This is a genomic window from Pseudomonas sp. GM48 (assembly GCF_000282335.1).
GTDB lineage: Bacteria > Pseudomonadota > Gammaproteobacteria > Pseudomonadales > Pseudomonadaceae > Aquipseudomonas.
The window spans coordinates 15,097-30,141 of sequence record NZ_AKJM01000077.1; the positions used below are offsets into that span (position 1 = coordinate 15,097).

General features: G+C 59.8%; 12 protein-coding genes and 4 tRNA genes. 14 read left to right on the plus strand and 2 right to left on the minus strand.

What is annotated here, in order from left to right; all coding sequences use genetic code 11:
• Nucleotides 1–175: 175 nt before the first annotated feature.
• The 10 genes from gltX (at nucleotide 176) to PMI28_RS14520 (ending at nucleotide 6,262) form a co-directional block, all read left to right on the plus strand.
• Nucleotides 176–1,657 carry a glutamate--tRNA ligase gene (gene gltX / locus PMI28_RS14565; protein ID WP_007956429.1) on the plus strand — a complete coding sequence of 494 codons (1,482 nt, stop codon included), beginning with the start codon at nucleotides 176–178 and terminating at the stop codon, nucleotides 1,655–1,657.
• Between the two features lie 295 nt (nucleotides 1,658–1,952).
• Nucleotides 1,953–2,028, plus strand: a tRNA-Ala gene (locus tag PMI28_RS14560).
• A gap of 79 nt (nucleotides 2,029–2,107) precedes the next feature.
• Nucleotides 2,108–2,183: transfer RNA gene (locus tag PMI28_RS14555), tRNA-Glu, on the plus strand.
• Between the two features lie 53 nt (nucleotides 2,184–2,236).
• Nucleotides 2,237–2,312, plus strand: a tRNA-Ala gene (locus PMI28_RS14550).
• 80 nt (nucleotides 2,313–2,392) lie between these two features.
• Nucleotides 2,393–2,468, plus strand: a tRNA-Glu gene (locus PMI28_RS14545).
• 185 nt (nucleotides 2,469–2,653) lie between these two features.
• Nucleotides 2,654–3,193: a TetR/AcrR family transcriptional regulator gene (locus PMI28_RS14540; RefSeq protein WP_007986938.1), complete on the plus strand. Its 540-nt coding sequence runs from the start codon at nucleotides 2,654–2,656 to the stop codon at nucleotides 3,191–3,193.
• A gap of 29 nt (nucleotides 3,194–3,222) precedes the next feature.
• Nucleotides 3,223–4,056, plus strand: coding sequence for an alpha/beta fold hydrolase (locus PMI28_RS14535; RefSeq protein WP_007986940.1), 834 nt, complete (start codon nucleotides 3,223–3,225; stop codon nucleotides 4,054–4,056).
• A 49-nt stretch (nucleotides 4,057–4,105) separates the two neighbouring features.
• A complete protein-coding gene (locus tag PMI28_RS14530) occupies nucleotides 4,106–4,555 on the plus strand; it encodes an acyl-CoA thioesterase (RefSeq protein WP_007986942.1) in 450 nt (149 codons plus the stop codon).
• A 170-nt stretch (nucleotides 4,556–4,725) separates the two neighbouring features.
• Nucleotides 4,726–5,685 carry a tRNA dihydrouridine synthase gene (locus PMI28_RS14525; RefSeq protein ID WP_007986943.1) on the plus strand — a complete coding sequence of 320 codons (960 nt, stop codon included), beginning with the start codon at nucleotides 4,726–4,728 and terminating at the stop codon, nucleotides 5,683–5,685.
• Nucleotides 5,686–5,815: 130 nt separating this feature from the next.
• Nucleotides 5,816–6,262 (plus strand): Hsp20 family protein, encoded by a 447-nt coding sequence (locus PMI28_RS14520; RefSeq protein ID WP_007986945.1) that lies wholly within the window; start codon nucleotides 5,816–5,818, stop codon nucleotides 6,260–6,262.
• A gap of 197 nt (nucleotides 6,263–6,459) precedes the next feature.
• Here the strand turns inward: PMI28_RS14520 and PMI28_RS14515 are convergent, their stop codons facing one another.
• Together PMI28_RS14515 and PMI28_RS14510 are read right to left on the minus strand one after the other, a co-directional pair.
• Entirely contained in the window at nucleotides 6,460–9,738 is a 3,279-nt protein-coding gene (locus tag PMI28_RS14515; RefSeq protein ID WP_007986947.1) for a sensor domain-containing protein, read from the minus strand.
• A gap of 65 nt (nucleotides 9,739–9,803) precedes the next feature.
• Nucleotides 9,804–10,694: a LysR family transcriptional regulator gene (locus tag PMI28_RS14510; protein WP_007986949.1), complete on the minus strand. Its 891-nt coding sequence runs from the start codon at nucleotides 10,692–10,694 to the stop codon at nucleotides 9,804–9,806.
• 148 nt (nucleotides 10,695–10,842) lie between these two features.
• Between PMI28_RS14510 and leuC the strand changes: the two genes are divergently transcribed.
• From leuC to leuB, 4 genes are all read left to right on the plus strand, one after another.
• Nucleotides 10,843–12,273, plus strand: coding sequence for a 3-isopropylmalate dehydratase large subunit (leuC, locus tag PMI28_RS14505; RefSeq protein ID WP_007986951.1), 1,431 nt, complete (start codon nucleotides 10,843–10,845; stop codon nucleotides 12,271–12,273).
• A gap of 2 nt (nucleotides 12,274–12,275) precedes the next feature.
• Nucleotides 12,276–12,920 (plus strand): 3-isopropylmalate dehydratase small subunit, encoded by a 645-nt coding sequence (leuD, locus tag PMI28_RS14500; RefSeq protein ID WP_007986954.1) that lies wholly within the window; start codon nucleotides 12,276–12,278, stop codon nucleotides 12,918–12,920.
• A 156-nt stretch (nucleotides 12,921–13,076) separates the two neighbouring features.
• Nucleotides 13,077–13,844 carry a class I SAM-dependent methyltransferase gene (locus PMI28_RS14495; RefSeq protein WP_007986955.1) on the plus strand — a complete coding sequence of 256 codons (768 nt, stop codon included), beginning with the start codon at nucleotides 13,077–13,079 and terminating at the stop codon, nucleotides 13,842–13,844.
• A 55-nt stretch (nucleotides 13,845–13,899) separates the two neighbouring features.
• Nucleotides 13,900–14,982 (plus strand): 3-isopropylmalate dehydrogenase, encoded by a 1,083-nt coding sequence (gene leuB / locus PMI28_RS14490; protein WP_007986958.1) that lies wholly within the window; start codon nucleotides 13,900–13,902, stop codon nucleotides 14,980–14,982.
• Nucleotides 14,983–15,045: the final 63 nt, after the last annotated feature.

The window sequence follows — 15,045 nt, forward strand, 5'->3', positions numbered from 1 at the left end:
AACGGTAAATGCCATCGGCTGATATTCGGCCATTCGCCGCACCATACGGGTGTTACAGACGCAACCTTGGCTTAAATGCCCTGTTCACTGGAGCGTGGCCTGTGTCGCCTGTTACCATTCGGCTCTTGTTTGAAGTTCGCTTTGAACTTCGCTTTTTATCTTTTCGAGACATGCCATGACCACCGTCCGCACTCGCATCGCGCCATCGCCTACCGGGGATCCCCACGTAGGTACCGCCTACATCGCCTTGTTCAACTACTGCTTTGCCAAGCAGCACGGCGGTGAGTTCATCCTGCGGATCGAAGACACCGACCAACTGCGTTCGACCCGCGAGTCCGAACAGCAGATTTTCGACGCCTTGCGCTGGCTGGGGATCGACTGGAGCGAAGGCCCGGACGTCGGCGGCCCGCACGGTCCGTATCGTCAGAGCGAGCGCGGCGATATTTATCAGAAGTACTGCCAGCAACTGGTCGACATGGGCCATGCCTTCCCATGCTTCTGCACCGCCGAAGAGCTGGACCAGATGCGCGCCGAGCAGATGGCCCGTGGCGAAACCCCGCGCTACGACGGCCGTGCGCTGCTGCTGTCCAAGGAAGAAGTTGCCCGTCGTCTGGCGGCCGGCGAGCCCCATGTTATCCGCATGAAAGTACCGAGCGAAGGCGTCTGCGTGGTGCCGGACATGCTGCGTGGCGACGTTGAGATCCCGTGGGACCGCATGGACATGCAAGTCCTGATGAAGACTGACGGCCTGCCGACATACTTCCTGGCCAACGTGGTCGACGATCACCTGATGGGCATCACCCACGTGCTGCGTGGCGAAGAATGGCTGCCATCGGCACCGAAGCTGATCTTGCTTTACGAGTACTTCGGCTGGGAACAACCGGAGCTGTGCTACATGCCGCTGCTGCGTAACCCGGACAAGAGCAAGCTGTCCAAGCGCAAGAACCCGACTTCGGTAACGTTCTACGAGCGCATGGGCTTCATGCCGGAAGCGATGCTCAACTACCTGGGGCGCATGGGCTGGTCGATGCCGGACGAGCGCGAGAAGTTCTCGTTGCAGGAAATGGTCGACAACTTCGATCTGAAGCGCGTGTCCCTCGGCGGGCCGATCTTCGACATCGAGAAACTGTCGTGGCTCAACGGCCAATGGCTGCGTGACCTGCCGGTGGAAGAGTTCGCCGCGCGCGTGCAGAAGTGGGCGTTCAATTCCGAATACATGATGAAGATCGCTCCGCATGTGCAGGGCCGGGTCGAGACCTTCAGCCAGGTTGCACCGCTGGCCGGGTTCTTCTTTGCCGGTGGCGTGAATCCGGATGCCAAACTGTTCGAATCCAAGAAGCTCTCGGGCGATCAGGTCCGGCAGTTGATGCAGTTGATCCTGTGGAAGCTCGAAAGCCTGCGTCAGTGGGAGAAAGACAGCATTACCGCCACCATCCAGGCCGTGGTCGAATCCCTGGAACTGAAGCTGCGTGATGCCATGCCGCTGATGTTCGCCGCGATTACTGGCCAGGCCAGCTCGGTGTCGGTGCTCGACGCGATGGAAATTCTCGGTCCGGACCTGACCCGTTTCCGTCTGCGCCAGGCCATCGACCTGTTGGGCGGTGTGTCGAAGAAAGAAAACAAAGAGTGGGAAAAGCTGTTGGGTGCTATCGCCTGATTCCCACCGTTACCCTGTAGCAGCTGCCGCAGGCTGCGTTGGGCTGCGAAGCGGCCCCGATGGCCTTGACGCAATCTGTCTGAAACGACGGAGTGTCCGAATCACGAGCGCTGCGCCCTCGAACGCAGTCTGCGGCAGTTGCTACAGGGGCGGATATGCCCCGGATTTCCGGGGGGAGGGTGGTAAGTGATTGTTATGTCGGCAAAAAATTTTAAATTTTTTGAAAAATAAGTTTGACAGGCTTTCGATACACCCTTAAGATTCGCCCCGTCCTCAGCGATGACATCAACGATGAGGGGCTATAGCTCAGCTGGGAGAGCGCTTGCATGGCATGCAAGAGGTCGACGGTTCGATCCCGTCTAGCTCCACCAATTTACACTTCAAGGCCTGGCCACACCGGCCTTGAAGCGATCAACACTCAGCGTTGATCAGTTGTATAGAAGGGTTTGCGTCCCCTTCGTCTAGTGGCCTAGGACACCGCCCTTTCACGGCGGTAACAGGGGTTCGAGTCCCCTAGGGGACGCCAGTTTTACAGAAGCGATGTTGCAAGATGTCGCTCCGCCGCGAGGCGAAAAATACGGGGCCATAGCTCAGCTGGGAGAGCGCCTGCCTTGCACGCAGGAGGTCAACGGTTCGATCCCGTTTGGCTCCACCAATTTTACAGTTCAAGGTCTGGCCACACCGGCCTTGAATCGATCAGCTCTCAGCACTGATCAGTTGTATAGAAGGGTTTGTGTCCCCTTCGTCTAGTGGCCTAGGACACCGCCCTTTCACGGCGGTAACAGGGGTTCGAGTCCCCTAGGGGACGCCACGATTACCCGCTCTGCGGGATTTTATAAGGGTCATTCAATTATTGAATGGCCCTTTTGTTTGTCTGGCGTTTGGCCAAATTCCTCCATTTCCAAAAAAACTGTTCTTCAGACCAGCGGTCACACTCATGACTTGCTAAAATTTATTATGAGAATAATATTTCAATCGTAATATTCGGAGGCAACGATGAACGATAAAAAAGCTCAAACCCGCGAACGCATCCTCAAGGCTGCCAGCGCAGCGCTGATTCAGCGTGGCCCGGCCGAGCCAAGCGTGGGCGAAGTGATGGGGGCGGCAGGCCTGACGGTCGGCGGCTTCTACGCACACTTCGAAAGCAAGGACGCGATGATGCTCGAGGCGTTCAAGCAATTGCTCAGTCATCGCCGCGACCTGATTGCCGACATGGACGCGGAGTTGACCGGCGAAGAGCGTCGCGCGTTGGTGGCAGCGTTTTACCTGTCGCGCAAGCATCGTGACTCCTCCGAATCGGCATGTCCGATCCCGGCATCGGTTGGCGAACTGGGGCGGCTGCCGGAAGCGTTTCGTGTCGCTCTGAATGAACATGTGGAAATGATGGTCGCGCAGTTGGCGGCCAGTCCTGAAGAAACCGAAAAAGCCCTGGCCGATATGGCCTTGATGGTGGGTGGGCTGGCTCTGGCGCGGGCGCTGGGGCCGGGAGAGTTATCCGATCGATTACTGCGCGCCGCCAAATCGGCAGTGCGTTGACCTGAAGGCTGCGGCCTGAGGAGAATGCGATGAGCGCGTTAAAGTGGGTTCGTGGCGTTAATGGCACCTTGGGCTGGTTTGCCCCGAAACTGGTCGCAAGCAAAATGCGACTGGCCTTCATGACACCGCGGGATCTGCCGCCCCGTGACTGGGAGCTGCCGCTGTTGGCGAGGTCCGAGCGCATTACCCTGCGGTTTGGTCTTTCGGCCCTGCGCTGGGGGCAAGGCCCGGCAGTGATGCTGATGCATGGCTGGGAAGGTCGGCCGACACAGTTTGCCAGTCTCATCACCGCGCTGGTTGATAGCGGTTACTCCGTCATCGCCCTGGATGGTCCGGCTCACGGTCGCTCACCGGGCAGCGAGGCCAATGTGGTGTTGTTTGCTCGTGCCATGCTTGAAGCTGCTGCCGAATTGCCACCTTTGCAAGCGGTCATCGGACACTCCATGGGCGGTGCCAGTGCCATGCTCGCGGTCCAGTTGGGCCTGCGTACAGAGACCCTGGTCAGCATTGCCGCGCCGGCGCGGATTCTCGGCGTACTGCGTGGTTTCGCCCGTTATGTGGGGCTACCGCCGAAGGCTCGCTCGGCGTTCATTCGCCAGGTGGAGGAGGATGTCGGCATGCGTGCCGCAATGCTGGATGTTGCGCACTATCAACTCGACATGCCAGGCCTGATCGTTCACGCCGAAGATGACAACTTTGTCCCCGTCAGCGAGTCGGAATTGATCCACGAAGCGTGGTTCGACAGCCGCTTGTTGCGCTTGAAGGACGGCGGCCATCAGCGAGTACTGGCTGACCCTCGGATGATTGATGGCGTGTTATCACTGCTGGCCGGGCGCAGTCTGCAATCACGCCAATCCGCCTGAGCTTCCGTTACACTGCCCCGGTCGAAATTATCTGACCGGGGAGTCGGGCATGGGCTGGGATCGGGAAACGCCATTTATCATTGATCTGCAAGTGGGCGCCGAGGACATTGACGGGTTGGGGCACGCGAACAACGCAGTCTACGTGACCTGGCTCGAACGCTGCGCCTGGCGCCACTCCCAGCGCCTTGGCCTGGACCTGGTCGAGTATCGGCGGCTGGACCGGGCGATGGCGGTGGTGCGGCATGAGATCGATTACCTGGCGGCAGCCTATGAGGATGATGAGTTGCAATTGGCGACCTGGATCGTTGATTGGGACCAGCGCCTGAAAATGACCCGGCACTTCCAGTTGAAGCGCCCCAGCGATAATTCGACGTTGCTGCGGGCGCAGACCACTTTCGTCTGCATCGAGCTGTCCACCGGCAAGCCCAAGCGCATGCCGGCAGAATTCATCGAGGGCTATGGCCCGGCGATCCGGGTGCAGGAGTTGGTGCAACCCTGATTCCATGTGGGAGCGGGCTTGCTCGCGAATGCATTGTGTCAGCAAATTAGATGTTGGCTGACACGACGCTTTCGCGAGTAAGCCCGCTCCCACAATGGATTTGCGATGTTCTGCAGATTTTCCCTGAAACCCAGTAAACTGCCGCACGTTTTTCCTTGAGTGTGTTTTCCATGCAAATTGCTTTGGCGCCCATGGAGGGGTTGGTCGACGACATCCTGCGCGATGTGCTGACCCGCGTGGGTGGTATTGACTGGTGCGTGACCGAGTTCATTCGGGTCAACGACCAGTTGCTGACACCTGCCTATTTCCACAAGTTCGGCCCGGAGTTGCTCAACGGTGCCAGGACTGCCTCCGGTGTGCCGCTGCGTGTGCAACTGCTCGGTTCCGATCCGGTGTGCCTGGCAGAAAATGCCGCGCTGGCTTGCGAGCTGGGTTCCGAAGTAATCGACCTGAACTTCGGCTGTCCGGCCAAGACCGTCAACAAGTCCCGTGGGGGCGCGGTACTGCTCAAGGAGCCCGAGCTGCTCAACCAGATCGTCGAGCATGTCCGTCGCGCCGTCCCCGCGCACATTCCGGTCACCGCCAAGATGCGCCTGGGCTTCGACAGCCCGGACGGTTCGCTGGTGTGTGCCACGGCCCTGGCCGAAGGCGGTGCGGAACACATCGTGGTGCATGCGCGGACCAAGGTCGACGGCTACAAGCCGCCGGCGCACTGGGAGTGGATCCCGCGCGTGCAGGACGTGGTCAAGGTGCCGGTGTTCGCCAACGGTGATATCTGGAGCGTCGAAGACTGGCGCCGTTGCCGCGAGATCAGCGGCGTGGAAGACATCATGCTCGGTCGTGGCCTGGTTTCGCGTCCGGATCTGGCCCGGCAAATTGCCGCGGCGCGGGCCGGCGAAGAGGTCGTCGAGATGACCTGGGCCGAGTTGCTGCCACTGATCCAGGACTTCTGGTTGCAGGCCAAGGCACAGATGACAGCTCGTCAATCGCCGGGTCGCCTGAAGCAATGGCTGGCAATGCTGACGCGTAATTATCCCGAGGCGGTGGAGCTGTTCACCATGCTGCGTCGTGAGACCGAGCTGGATAGCGTCTCGCGTTTGCTGGGTCTGCCGGTGGCGGAAGCGGCCTGAAACTCTTTTTAAAAAACAGCAAATAATCTCTTGAAATGTAATCAGCGGTCCCTATCTAAGGAATACGCGATGCCGAATTCGGGTCGCGGAGACAAAAAACCTTGCTGATTGTTTTCAGGAGATTTGAATCATGGCTACTACATTTTCCCTGGCCCCACTGTTCCGTTCCTCGGTAGGTTTCGACCGTTTCAACGATTTGTTCGAGACCGCCCTGCGCAACGAGCCAGGCAGCAGCTATCCACCCTATAACGTGGAAAAACACGGCGACGACCAGTACCGTATTGTCATCGCAGCGGCTGGTTTCCAGGAAGAAGACCTGGAGCTCGAAGTCGAGAAGGGTGTGCTGACCATCAGTGGCGGTAAGCGCGACGCGAACGAAGACGTCACTTATCTGTATCAGGGCATTGCGCAACGTGCCTTCAAACTGTCCTTCCGTCTGGCGGACCACATCGAAATCAAGGCTGCCGGCCTGAGCAACGGTCTGTTGAGTATCGACCTGCTGCGGGTGATTCCGGAAGAGGCGAAAGCCAAGCGCATCCCGATCAACGGGACGCAAAAACCGGCTCTGCAGCACTAAGCCAGAGCAATGAAAAGGGCGCCCTTGCGGCGCCCTTTTTTATTTTACGCATACCCTGTAGCAGCTGGCGAAGACTGCGTTCGGCTGCGAAGCAGTCGTAAAACTTGTGTGCCAAATGCTCCTGAAACACCGCGGAGTCTGGCTTGACGACTGCTTCGCAGCCGAACGCAGGCTTCGCCAGCTGCTACAGGGATGGGTTATTTCAGGAGTTTTTGAAACTCCTCAACCGGCAACGGCTGGCTGTGCAGATAGCCCTGATAAAAATGGCAATCCAGCCCCTGCAAGAACTCAAGCTGCTCCGCTGTTTCCACCCCTTCGGCAATCACCTTCAAGTCCAGGCTGTGGGCCATGGCGACAATGGCGCGGATGATCTCGGCGTCGTTCGGGTCGCTGGTGGCGTCGCGGATGAACGACTTGTCGATTTTCAGGGTATCGACCGGCAAGCGCTTGAGGTAGGTCAGCGAGGAATAGCCGGTGCCGAAGTCGTCCATGGCGAAGCTCACACCGAGTTTTTTCAGGCGGCGCATTTTGCCGATGGTGTCTTCCAGGTTCTGGATCACGATGCCTTCGGTGATTTCCAGCTTCAACAGAGAGCAGGGCAGGCCATAGCTGGACAGGCTGTTTTCGACGCGCTCGACGAAATCGTTCTGGCGGAACTGGCGCGGGCTGATGTTCACGCACAGGCTGAATTTGTACGGGTTCACCAGGCCTCGGTCGATCAATTGCTTGAACGCCTGACAGGCTTCGTCGAGGATCCAGGTGCCGACCTCCAGAATCAATCCGCTGTCTTCCAGCACCTTGATGAACTCGGTGGGGGACTGCGCACCCAGCTCCGGATGATTCCAGCGCACCAGTGCCTCGGCTCCGACGATGCGATCGCCGCGGGCGTCGACCTGGGGTTGGTAATGCACGCGAAACTCGCCCCGGGACAGAGCCAGGCGCAAGTCGGTTTCCATGCGCAGACGTTCGCTCGCGGCCTTCTGCATGGTGTTGTGGTACATCTGCGCGGTATTGCGACCCGAGTCCTTGGCGCGATAGAGCGCGATGTCGGCACGCTTGAGCAGGTCGGTCGGGGTCGAGCCGTGATCGGGGATCAGTGCAATGCCGATACTTGGTGTCACTTGCAGGCGCTGGCCGTCGAGGAACATCGGTTCGGACAGCAGCTCGCGGATGGTGTCGGCCAGTTCGCGCACCTGATTGCTGACCTCGCTGCGTGAACCTTCGAGGCCGCTGAGCAACACCACGAACTCGTCGCCGCCCAGACGCGCGACAGTGTCCTCCATGCGCACGCTGGCCTCCAGGCGCGCGGTGATGATTTTCAGCACGGTATCGCCCACCGGGTGCCCGAGGGAGTCGTTGATGTGCTTGAAGTGGTCGAGGTCGAGGAACATTAGCGCACCACGTAAATTGTGGCGTTTGAGCAGGGCAATTTGCTGGCTCAGGCGGTCCATCAGCAGGGCGCGGTTGGGCAGGTTGGTCAGTGGGTCGTGGTAGGCCAGGTGGCGGATCTGTGCTTCGGCGTTTTTCAGCAGGCTGACGTCTCGCGCGGTCAGCAGCAGGCAGGCGGTTTCGTTAAGGGTAATCGGCTCCACCGAGACTTCGACGGTGAGCAGTTCGCCGCGCTTGTTGCGCCCGAGCATTTCCTGGTGATGAACCCGACCCTTGATCTGCAATTCGGCGAGCAGCGCCGAGCGTTGTTTTTCTTCAGCCCATATCCCGACCTGATACACCGTGCGGCCTACCACTTCCTCGGCGCGATAACCGGTCAGGCGGCAGAAACCGTCGTTGACCTCCAGATAGCGTCCGGTATCGCGCTCGGTGATGGTGATGGCGTCGGGGCTGGAGTGAAAGGCCTTGGCGAATTTTTCTTCACTGGCCTTGAGTGCCGCTTCCGAGCGCTGTTGCTGGGTGATATCGCGTAGCGTGGTGACGATGCAGGGCTGGTCGCCGACGCTGATCTGGCGGCTGGAAATCACGCAAGTCAGGACCTGTCCGTCCTTGTGCTGGACGAGAATGGCCACGTTGTTCAGGCCTTGTTCGCGGATGACTTGTTCGATCCGTCGCAGGCTTTTCGCCGAAGCGTCCCACAGGCCGATTTCGTCGGCGCTGCGGCCGATCACATCGGCGGTGCTCCAGCCGAAGGTCTGGGTGAAGCTGGAGTTGATTTCAATGAACTGGCCGCTGTCCTGATGGGTGACACAGATCGGATCGGGGCTGACCTGGAACAGCGTGGCGAATTTTTCTTCGGAGGCCACCAGTTGTTGTTCGCGCTCCACCTGGTCAGTGATGTCGAGCAGGGTGCCGGCCATGCGCACCGGCACGCCGTTTTCATCGCGGTAGAGGCGGGCGCGGCTTTCCAGGTAACGCGAGCTGCCGTCGGGCAGTTGCACGCGGTAGGTCAATTGATAGTTGCCGGCCGGGCCTTCACGCAGGCTGCGGTAAGCGTCGCGCATGGTGTCGCGTTCTTCACCGGGCACGCCTTCGAAAAACTCGTCGAAGGACTCGTGAAAGGGTTTGGCTTCCAGGCCGTGCAATTGAGCGGCCCGTGCCGACCCGTAGAGCATACCGCTGGGAATGTGCCAGTCCCAGGTGCCGAGTTGCGCCGAGTCCAGGGCCAGGTCGAGGCGTTCCTGGCTGTCCTTGAGGGCATGTTCGGCGACTTTGCGTTCGGTGGTGTCGAGGAAGGTGCTCAATAGATAGGGCTGGCCTTCGAGCTCGACTTTTTGCGCACTGAGGATGCCGTCGTGGATCTGGCCATTGCTGGCGCGAAACTGCACTTCCATGCTGACCAGTTCGCCTTTGGCTTTGGTGGCCTTGACCAGTTCAGCCCGCTGCTCGGGGTGCACCCACAGGCCCAGTTCCAGGGTGGTGCGGCCGATGGCGTTTTGCACCGGCCAGCCGAACAGGCTTTCGAAGTACTGGTTGGCTTCGCTAATCAGGCCGTCCTCCTGGCGTGTCAGCAGGACCATGTTCGGGCACAGGTGAAACAGGGTGGCGAAGCGTTTTTCCGAGCTGCTCAACGCCTGTTCGCGTTGGCGCTGGTGGGTAATCTCGCGGATTACGCCGATCATCCGTGGCCTGCCGTGCTTGTCCGGCAACAGGCTGCCGTTGATTTCCAGCCAGTGCAGGCTGCCATCGGGCCAGCGGATGCGGTGATGCATCGCTTGTTCCAGTGGCGCGCCAGCGATGACCGCATGAAACGCGCGAAGGGTTTTCGCGCGATCTTCCGGGGGCAGCAGGTCGAGGTACTCCAGATCCGACGGCAAGGGTTTCCGGGGATCGAAGCCGAACAGCGCCTGCGTGCCTCGGGACCAACTGATCTGCCCGCGCTCGATGTCCCAATACCAGGCGCCCAGGCGCGCGCCGTTGAGCGCGGCCAACAATTGCGGGGCACTTTCCCAGCTCTGTTCGGAGCTTTTCGGGTCAAGTGCCTGTATGCGCGGCATTGGTGGAATACGGTCAACAGATTTGGGCATTGGCAAGCCTTAGGCTGAATGGGCGTTTGGTACAGGTATTCGCGGCTCTATAGGAGTAGCACAAGTTAGCCTCGATTCCCTGGCAGATCGAGTTGAGCATCCAGCAAGGCCATGAAGGCTCGTGCAGCATTCGACAGTGTCCTTTCTGTGTGCAGGATATAGCCTAGCTGGCGAGTGAGTTGTATGCCCGGCAAAGGTATGCGCGCCACTTGGTCATCGAGCATGGTGCGCGGCAAAACACTCCAGGCCAGGCCGATCGAGACCATCATCTTGATGGTTTCCAGGTAGTTGGTGCTCATGGCGATATTTGGCGTCAGGCCCTGGGCTTCGAACAGCCGCTGCACGATATGGTGAGTAAAAGTATTACCGCCGGGGAATACTGCCGGGTGTCGGGCGATGTCCGACAGGCTGACTTTGCCATTGTTGAGCAGTGAATGTTCCGGGGCGACCACGAAATCCAGCGGATCGTCCCAAACCGGGGTGGCCTTGACCAGTGCATGGGGTTCCGGCGCGAGGGTGATGACCGCCAGTTCGGCACGGCCATGGAGAATTTCCTCGTAGGCCACTTCTGAATCGAGGAACTGAATGTCCAGCGCCACTTGTGGGTAGCGTCGGGTGAATTCCCTTAATAAGGGCGGCAAACGGTGCAGGCCGATATGGTGACTGGTAGCCAGGGTCAGACGGCCGGTCACTTCACCTGTGAGGTTGGTCAGGGCGCGGCGCGTATCATCAAGCACATTCAGAATCTGATAGGCGCGCGGCAGCAGGGCGCGGCCAGCCTCGGTCAGGCTGACTTCCCGGCCCAGACGATCAAACAACCGCACCTTCAATTGCTGCTCAAGCCCGGCGATGCGTTTGCTGATCGCCGGTTGGGTCAGGTGCAGCTGTTCGCCCGCGCCAGAGAAGCTCCCGGTCTCGGCGATGGCTATAAAGGCATTGAGGTTGGCGAGATCCATGGTTGTATTCCAGTCGGTTATCCAAAGCATAAAAAATATGAATTTGAGTTATTTAATGTAACCCCATAGGATCGACCTCACAAGCCAAGGGGTTATTGAGTCATTCAAGGCCCGGGGCATAGAAACAAGCTGATGAGGAAACCGTCTGATGGCCGGCAAAACGCTCTACGACAAGCTCTGGGATTCGCATTTGGTCAAGCAGCGCGACGATGGCTCTGCGCTGATCTACATCGATCGTCACATCATCCACGAAGTGACCTCGCCGCAAGCCTTCGAAGGCCTGCGTCTGGCCGGGCGCAAGCCATGGCGCATCGATGCCAACATCGCGACCCCGGATCACAACGTACCGACCACGCCGGAGCGCAAGGGCGGCATCGACGCCATCGTTGACCAGGTCTCGCGTCTGCAAGTCCAGACTCTCGATGACAACTGCGATGAATACGGCATCGTCGAGTTCAAGATGAACGACGTTCGCCAGGGCATCGTCCACGTCATCGGCCCGGAGCAGGGCGCCACCTTGCCCGGCATGACCGTGGTCTGCGGCGACTCCCATACCTCGACCCACGGCGCATTCGGCGCGTTGGCGCACGGTATCGGCACTTCCGAGGTCGAGCATGTGCTCGCCACCCAGTGCCTGGTCGCCAAGAAAATGAAAAACATGCTGGTACGCGTCGAAGGCCAATTGCCGTTCGGCGTGACCGCCAAGGACATCGTCCTCGCCGTGATCGGCAAGATCGGCACCGCCGGCGGTAACGGCCACGCCATCGAATTCGCCGGTAGCGCGATTCGCGACCTGTCCGTCGAAGGCCGCATGACCATCTGCAACATGTCCATCGAGGCCGGCGCTCGCGTAGGCCTGGTAGCGGCTGACGAAAAGACCGTGGCCTACGTGAAGGGCCGTCCATTTGCTCCGAAAGGCGCGGAATGGGATCTGGCTGTCGAAGCCTGGAAAGACCTGGTGTCCGACGCTGATGCCGTGTTCGATACGGTTGTCGAGCTGGACGCGACCCAAATCAAGCCGCAAGTCAGCTGGGGCACCTCGCCGGAAATGGTGTTGGCGGTCGATCAGAATGTGCCGGATCCTGCGAAGGAAATGGATCTGGTCAAGCGTGATTCCATCGTCCGAGCCTTGAAATACATGGGTTTGACCGCTAATCAGGCGATTACCGACATTCAGCTCGACCGTGTGTTCATCGGCTCCTGCACCAACTCGCGGATCGAAGACCTGCGTGCTGCGGCCGTGATCGCCAAGGGCCGCAAAGTGGCCTCGACCATCAAGCAGGCCATCGTGGTGCCGGGCTCGGGTCTAGTGAAGGCGCAGGCCGAATCGGAAGGCCTGGACAAGATTTTCCTCGAAGCCGGTTTCGAGTGGCGTGAGCCGGGCTGCTCGATGTGCCTGGCGATGAACCCGGACCGTTTGGAGTCCGGTGAGCATTGCGCATCGACCTCCAACCGTAACTTCGAAGGCCGTCAGGGCGCCGGTGGCCGTACTCACCTCGTCAGCCCGGCCATGGCCGCGGCCGCCGCCGTAAACGGTCGTTTCGTCGACGTTCGTGAAATGATCCAGGGAGCGCAGTAATCATGAGAGCTTTTACCCGGCACACTGGACTTGTCGCACCTTTGGATCGTGCCAATGTCGACACCGACCAGATCATTCCCAAGCAATTTTTGAAGTCGATCAAGCGCACGGGTTTCGGCCCGAACCTGTTCGATGAATGGCGTTACCTGGATGTGGGGCAACCTTATCAGGACAACTCCAAGCGTCCGCTGAACAAGGACTTCGTCCTCAACGCCGAACGTTACCAAGGCGCCAGCGTTTTGCTGGCCCGCGAAAACTTCGGTTGCGGCTCCAGCCGTGAACACGCGCCGTGGGCACTGGAAGAGTACGGTTTCCGCAGCATCATCGCGCCGAGCTACGCCGACATCTTCTTCAACAACAGCTTCAAGAACGGCTTGCTGCCGATCATCTTGAGCGATGCCGAAGTCGATGAGCTGTTCCAGCAGGTCGAGGCCAATCCGGGCTACCAGTTGCAGGTTGATCTGCAAGCCCAGACCGTGACCCGTCCTGACGGCAAGGTTTTGAGCTTCGAAATCGATGCCTTCCGTAAGCACTGCCTGCTTAACGGCCTGGACGATATCGGCCTGACCTTGCAGGACGGCGATGCGATTGCGACGTTTGAGGCCAAACACCGTGCCAGCCAGCCCTGGTTGTTTCGCGACGCTTGATTGATCCGAGATTGATGTAGTCAGGGCCGGCCTCTTCGCGAGCAAGCCCGCTCCCGCATTGGCTTTGTGGCGTATACAAAACCCCTGTGGGAGCGGGCTTGCTCGCGAAGACGGCAGTTCAGACGACACCAGCCTAAACCCCAAAAGGAAGTCCCCATGACCAGCACCGCCCAGCACACCCAGGTAGTCCAGAAGCAATTCGGTGAACAGGCCGCGGCCTACCTGAGCAGCGCCGTCCACGCTCAAGGCACTGAATTCGCACTGCTACAAGCTGAACTGGCGGGGCAGGGCGAGGCGCGGGTTCTGGATCTGGGTTGCGGCGCCGGTCACGTGAGCTTTCATGTGGCGCCCCTGGTGAAAGAAGTGGTGGCCTACGACCTGTCGCAGCAGATGCTCGACGTGGTGGCCGCCGCTGCTGCCGAGCGTGGTTTGGCTAACGTGTCCACGGTCAACGGTGCCGCCGAGCGCCTGCCGTTCGCCGATGGCGAGTTCGATTTCGTCTTCAGCCGCTATTCGGCGCACCATTGGAGCGATCTCGGGGTGGCCCTGCGGGAAGTGCGCCGGGTACTGAAGCCGGGCGGTGTGGCGGCGTTCATCGACGTGTTGTCACCGGGCAGCCCGTTGTTCGACACTTACCTGCAAAGCGTCGAAGTGCTGCGCGACACCAGCCATGTGCGCGATTATTCCGCCGGCGAGTGGTTGCGCCAGGTCAGCGAGGCGGGTCTGCATACACGCAGTACCACCCGTCAGCGTTTGCGCCTGGAGTACAACAGTTGGGTCGAGCGCATGCGCACACCTGAAGTGATGCGCGCGGCGATCCGCGAGTTGCAGCAGTCGATGGGCAACGAAGTACGCGAATATTTTGAGATTGAGGCCGATGGTTCGTTCAGTACAGATGTGCTGGTGCTGATGGCAGAACGATAAGCATTTTTCCGGGCGCGCCGTCTGATGGCGCACCGACTGAATACATGAGGAAAGCATGAGCAAGCAGATTCTGATTCTCCCAGGTGACGGTATTGGCCCGGAAATCATGGCCGAAGCGGTCAAGGTTCTGGAATTGGCCAGCGACAAGTTCGACCTGGGCTTCGAGCTGAGCCACGACGTGATCGGCGGCGCGGCCATCGACAAGCACGGCGTGCCGCTGGCCGACGAGACTCTGGAACGTGCCCGTGCGGCCGACGCCGTACTGCTGGGCGCCGTTGGCGGCCCGAAATGGGATGCCATCGAACGTGACATCCGCCCTGAGCGCGGCCTGCTGAAAATCCGTGCGCAACTGGGCCTGTTCGGCAACCTGCGTCCGGCGATCCTGTACCCGCAACTGGCCGAGGCTTCCAGCCTGAAGCCGGAAATCGTTGCCGGGCTGGACATCCTGATCGTTCGCGAACTGACCGGCGGTATCTACTTCGGCGCACCACGCGGTACCCGTACCCTGGAAAACGGCGAGCGTCAGTCCTACGACACCCTGCCGTACAGCGAAAGCGAAATCCGCCGCATCGCCCGTGTCGGCTTCGATATGGCCATGGTGCGCGGCAAGAAGCTGTGCTCGGTGGACAAAGCCAACGTATTGGCTTCCAGCCAGTTGTGGCGCGAAGTGGTCGAGCAGGTGGCCAAGGATTATCCTGAAGTCGAACTGAGCCACATGTACGTCGACAACGCCGCCATGCAGCTGGTGCGCGCACCAAAACAGTTCGACGTGATCGTCACCGACAACATGTTCGGCGACATCCTGTCCGACCAGGCCTCGATGCTCACCGGCTCCATCGGCATGCTGCCGTCGGCGTCCCTGGACACCAACAACAAGGGCATGTACGAGCCGTGCCACGGCTCGGCGCCGGACATCGCGGGCAAAGGCATTGCTAACCCGTTGGCGACCATTTTGTCGGTGTCGATGATGCTGCGTTACAGCTTCAACCAGCAGGCCGCGGCCGATGCCATCGAGAAAGCCGTCAGCCTGGTGCTGGATCAGGGCTTGCGTACCGGTGACATCTGGTCGGCCGGTTGCACTAAAGTCGGTACGCAGGAAATGGGTGACGCAGTAGTCGCCGCGCTGCGGAATCTGTAATCTCTCGGGCCCGCTGCCAAATTCAAGACAAGGTAGCGGCCCACATTTCAAGAAGGTGTAGTT

Coding starts and splice junctions, on each gene's coding strand:
- PMI28_RS14540 (WP_007986938.1), top strand. CDS start 2,654: ATGAACGATAAAAAAGCTCAAACCCGCGAACGCATCCTCAAGGCTGCC.
- leuD (WP_007986954.1), top strand. CDS start 12,276: ATGAGAGCTTTTACCCGGCACACTGGACTTGTCGCACCTTTGGATCGT.
- PMI28_RS14535 (WP_007986940.1), top strand. CDS start 3,223: ATGAGCGCGTTAAAGTGGGTTCGTGGCGTTAATGGCACCTTGGGCTGG.
- leuC (WP_007986951.1), top strand. CDS start 10,843: ATGGCCGGCAAAACGCTCTACGACAAGCTCTGGGATTCGCATTTGGTC.
- PMI28_RS14530 (WP_007986942.1), top strand. CDS start 4,106: ATGGGCTGGGATCGGGAAACGCCATTTATCATTGATCTGCAAGTGGGC.
- PMI28_RS14495 (WP_007986955.1), top strand. CDS start 13,077: ATGACCAGCACCGCCCAGCACACCCAGGTAGTCCAGAAGCAATTCGGT.
- PMI28_RS14525 (WP_007986943.1), top strand. CDS start 4,726: ATGCAAATTGCTTTGGCGCCCATGGAGGGGTTGGTCGACGACATCCTG.
- PMI28_RS14520 (WP_007986945.1), top strand. CDS start 5,816: ATGGCTACTACATTTTCCCTGGCCCCACTGTTCCGTTCCTCGGTAGGT.
- PMI28_RS14510 (WP_007986949.1), bottom strand. CDS start 10,694: ATGGATCTCGCCAACCTCAATGCCTTTATAGCCATCGCCGAGACCGGG.
- PMI28_RS14515 (WP_007986947.1), bottom strand. CDS start 9,738: ATGCCCAAATCTGTTGACCGTATTCCACCAATGCCGCGCATACAGGCA.
- gltX (WP_007956429.1), top strand. CDS start 176: ATGACCACCGTCCGCACTCGCATCGCGCCATCGCCTACCGGGGATCCC.
- leuB (WP_007986958.1), top strand. CDS start 13,900: ATGAGCAAGCAGATTCTGATTCTCCCAGGTGACGGTATTGGCCCGGAA.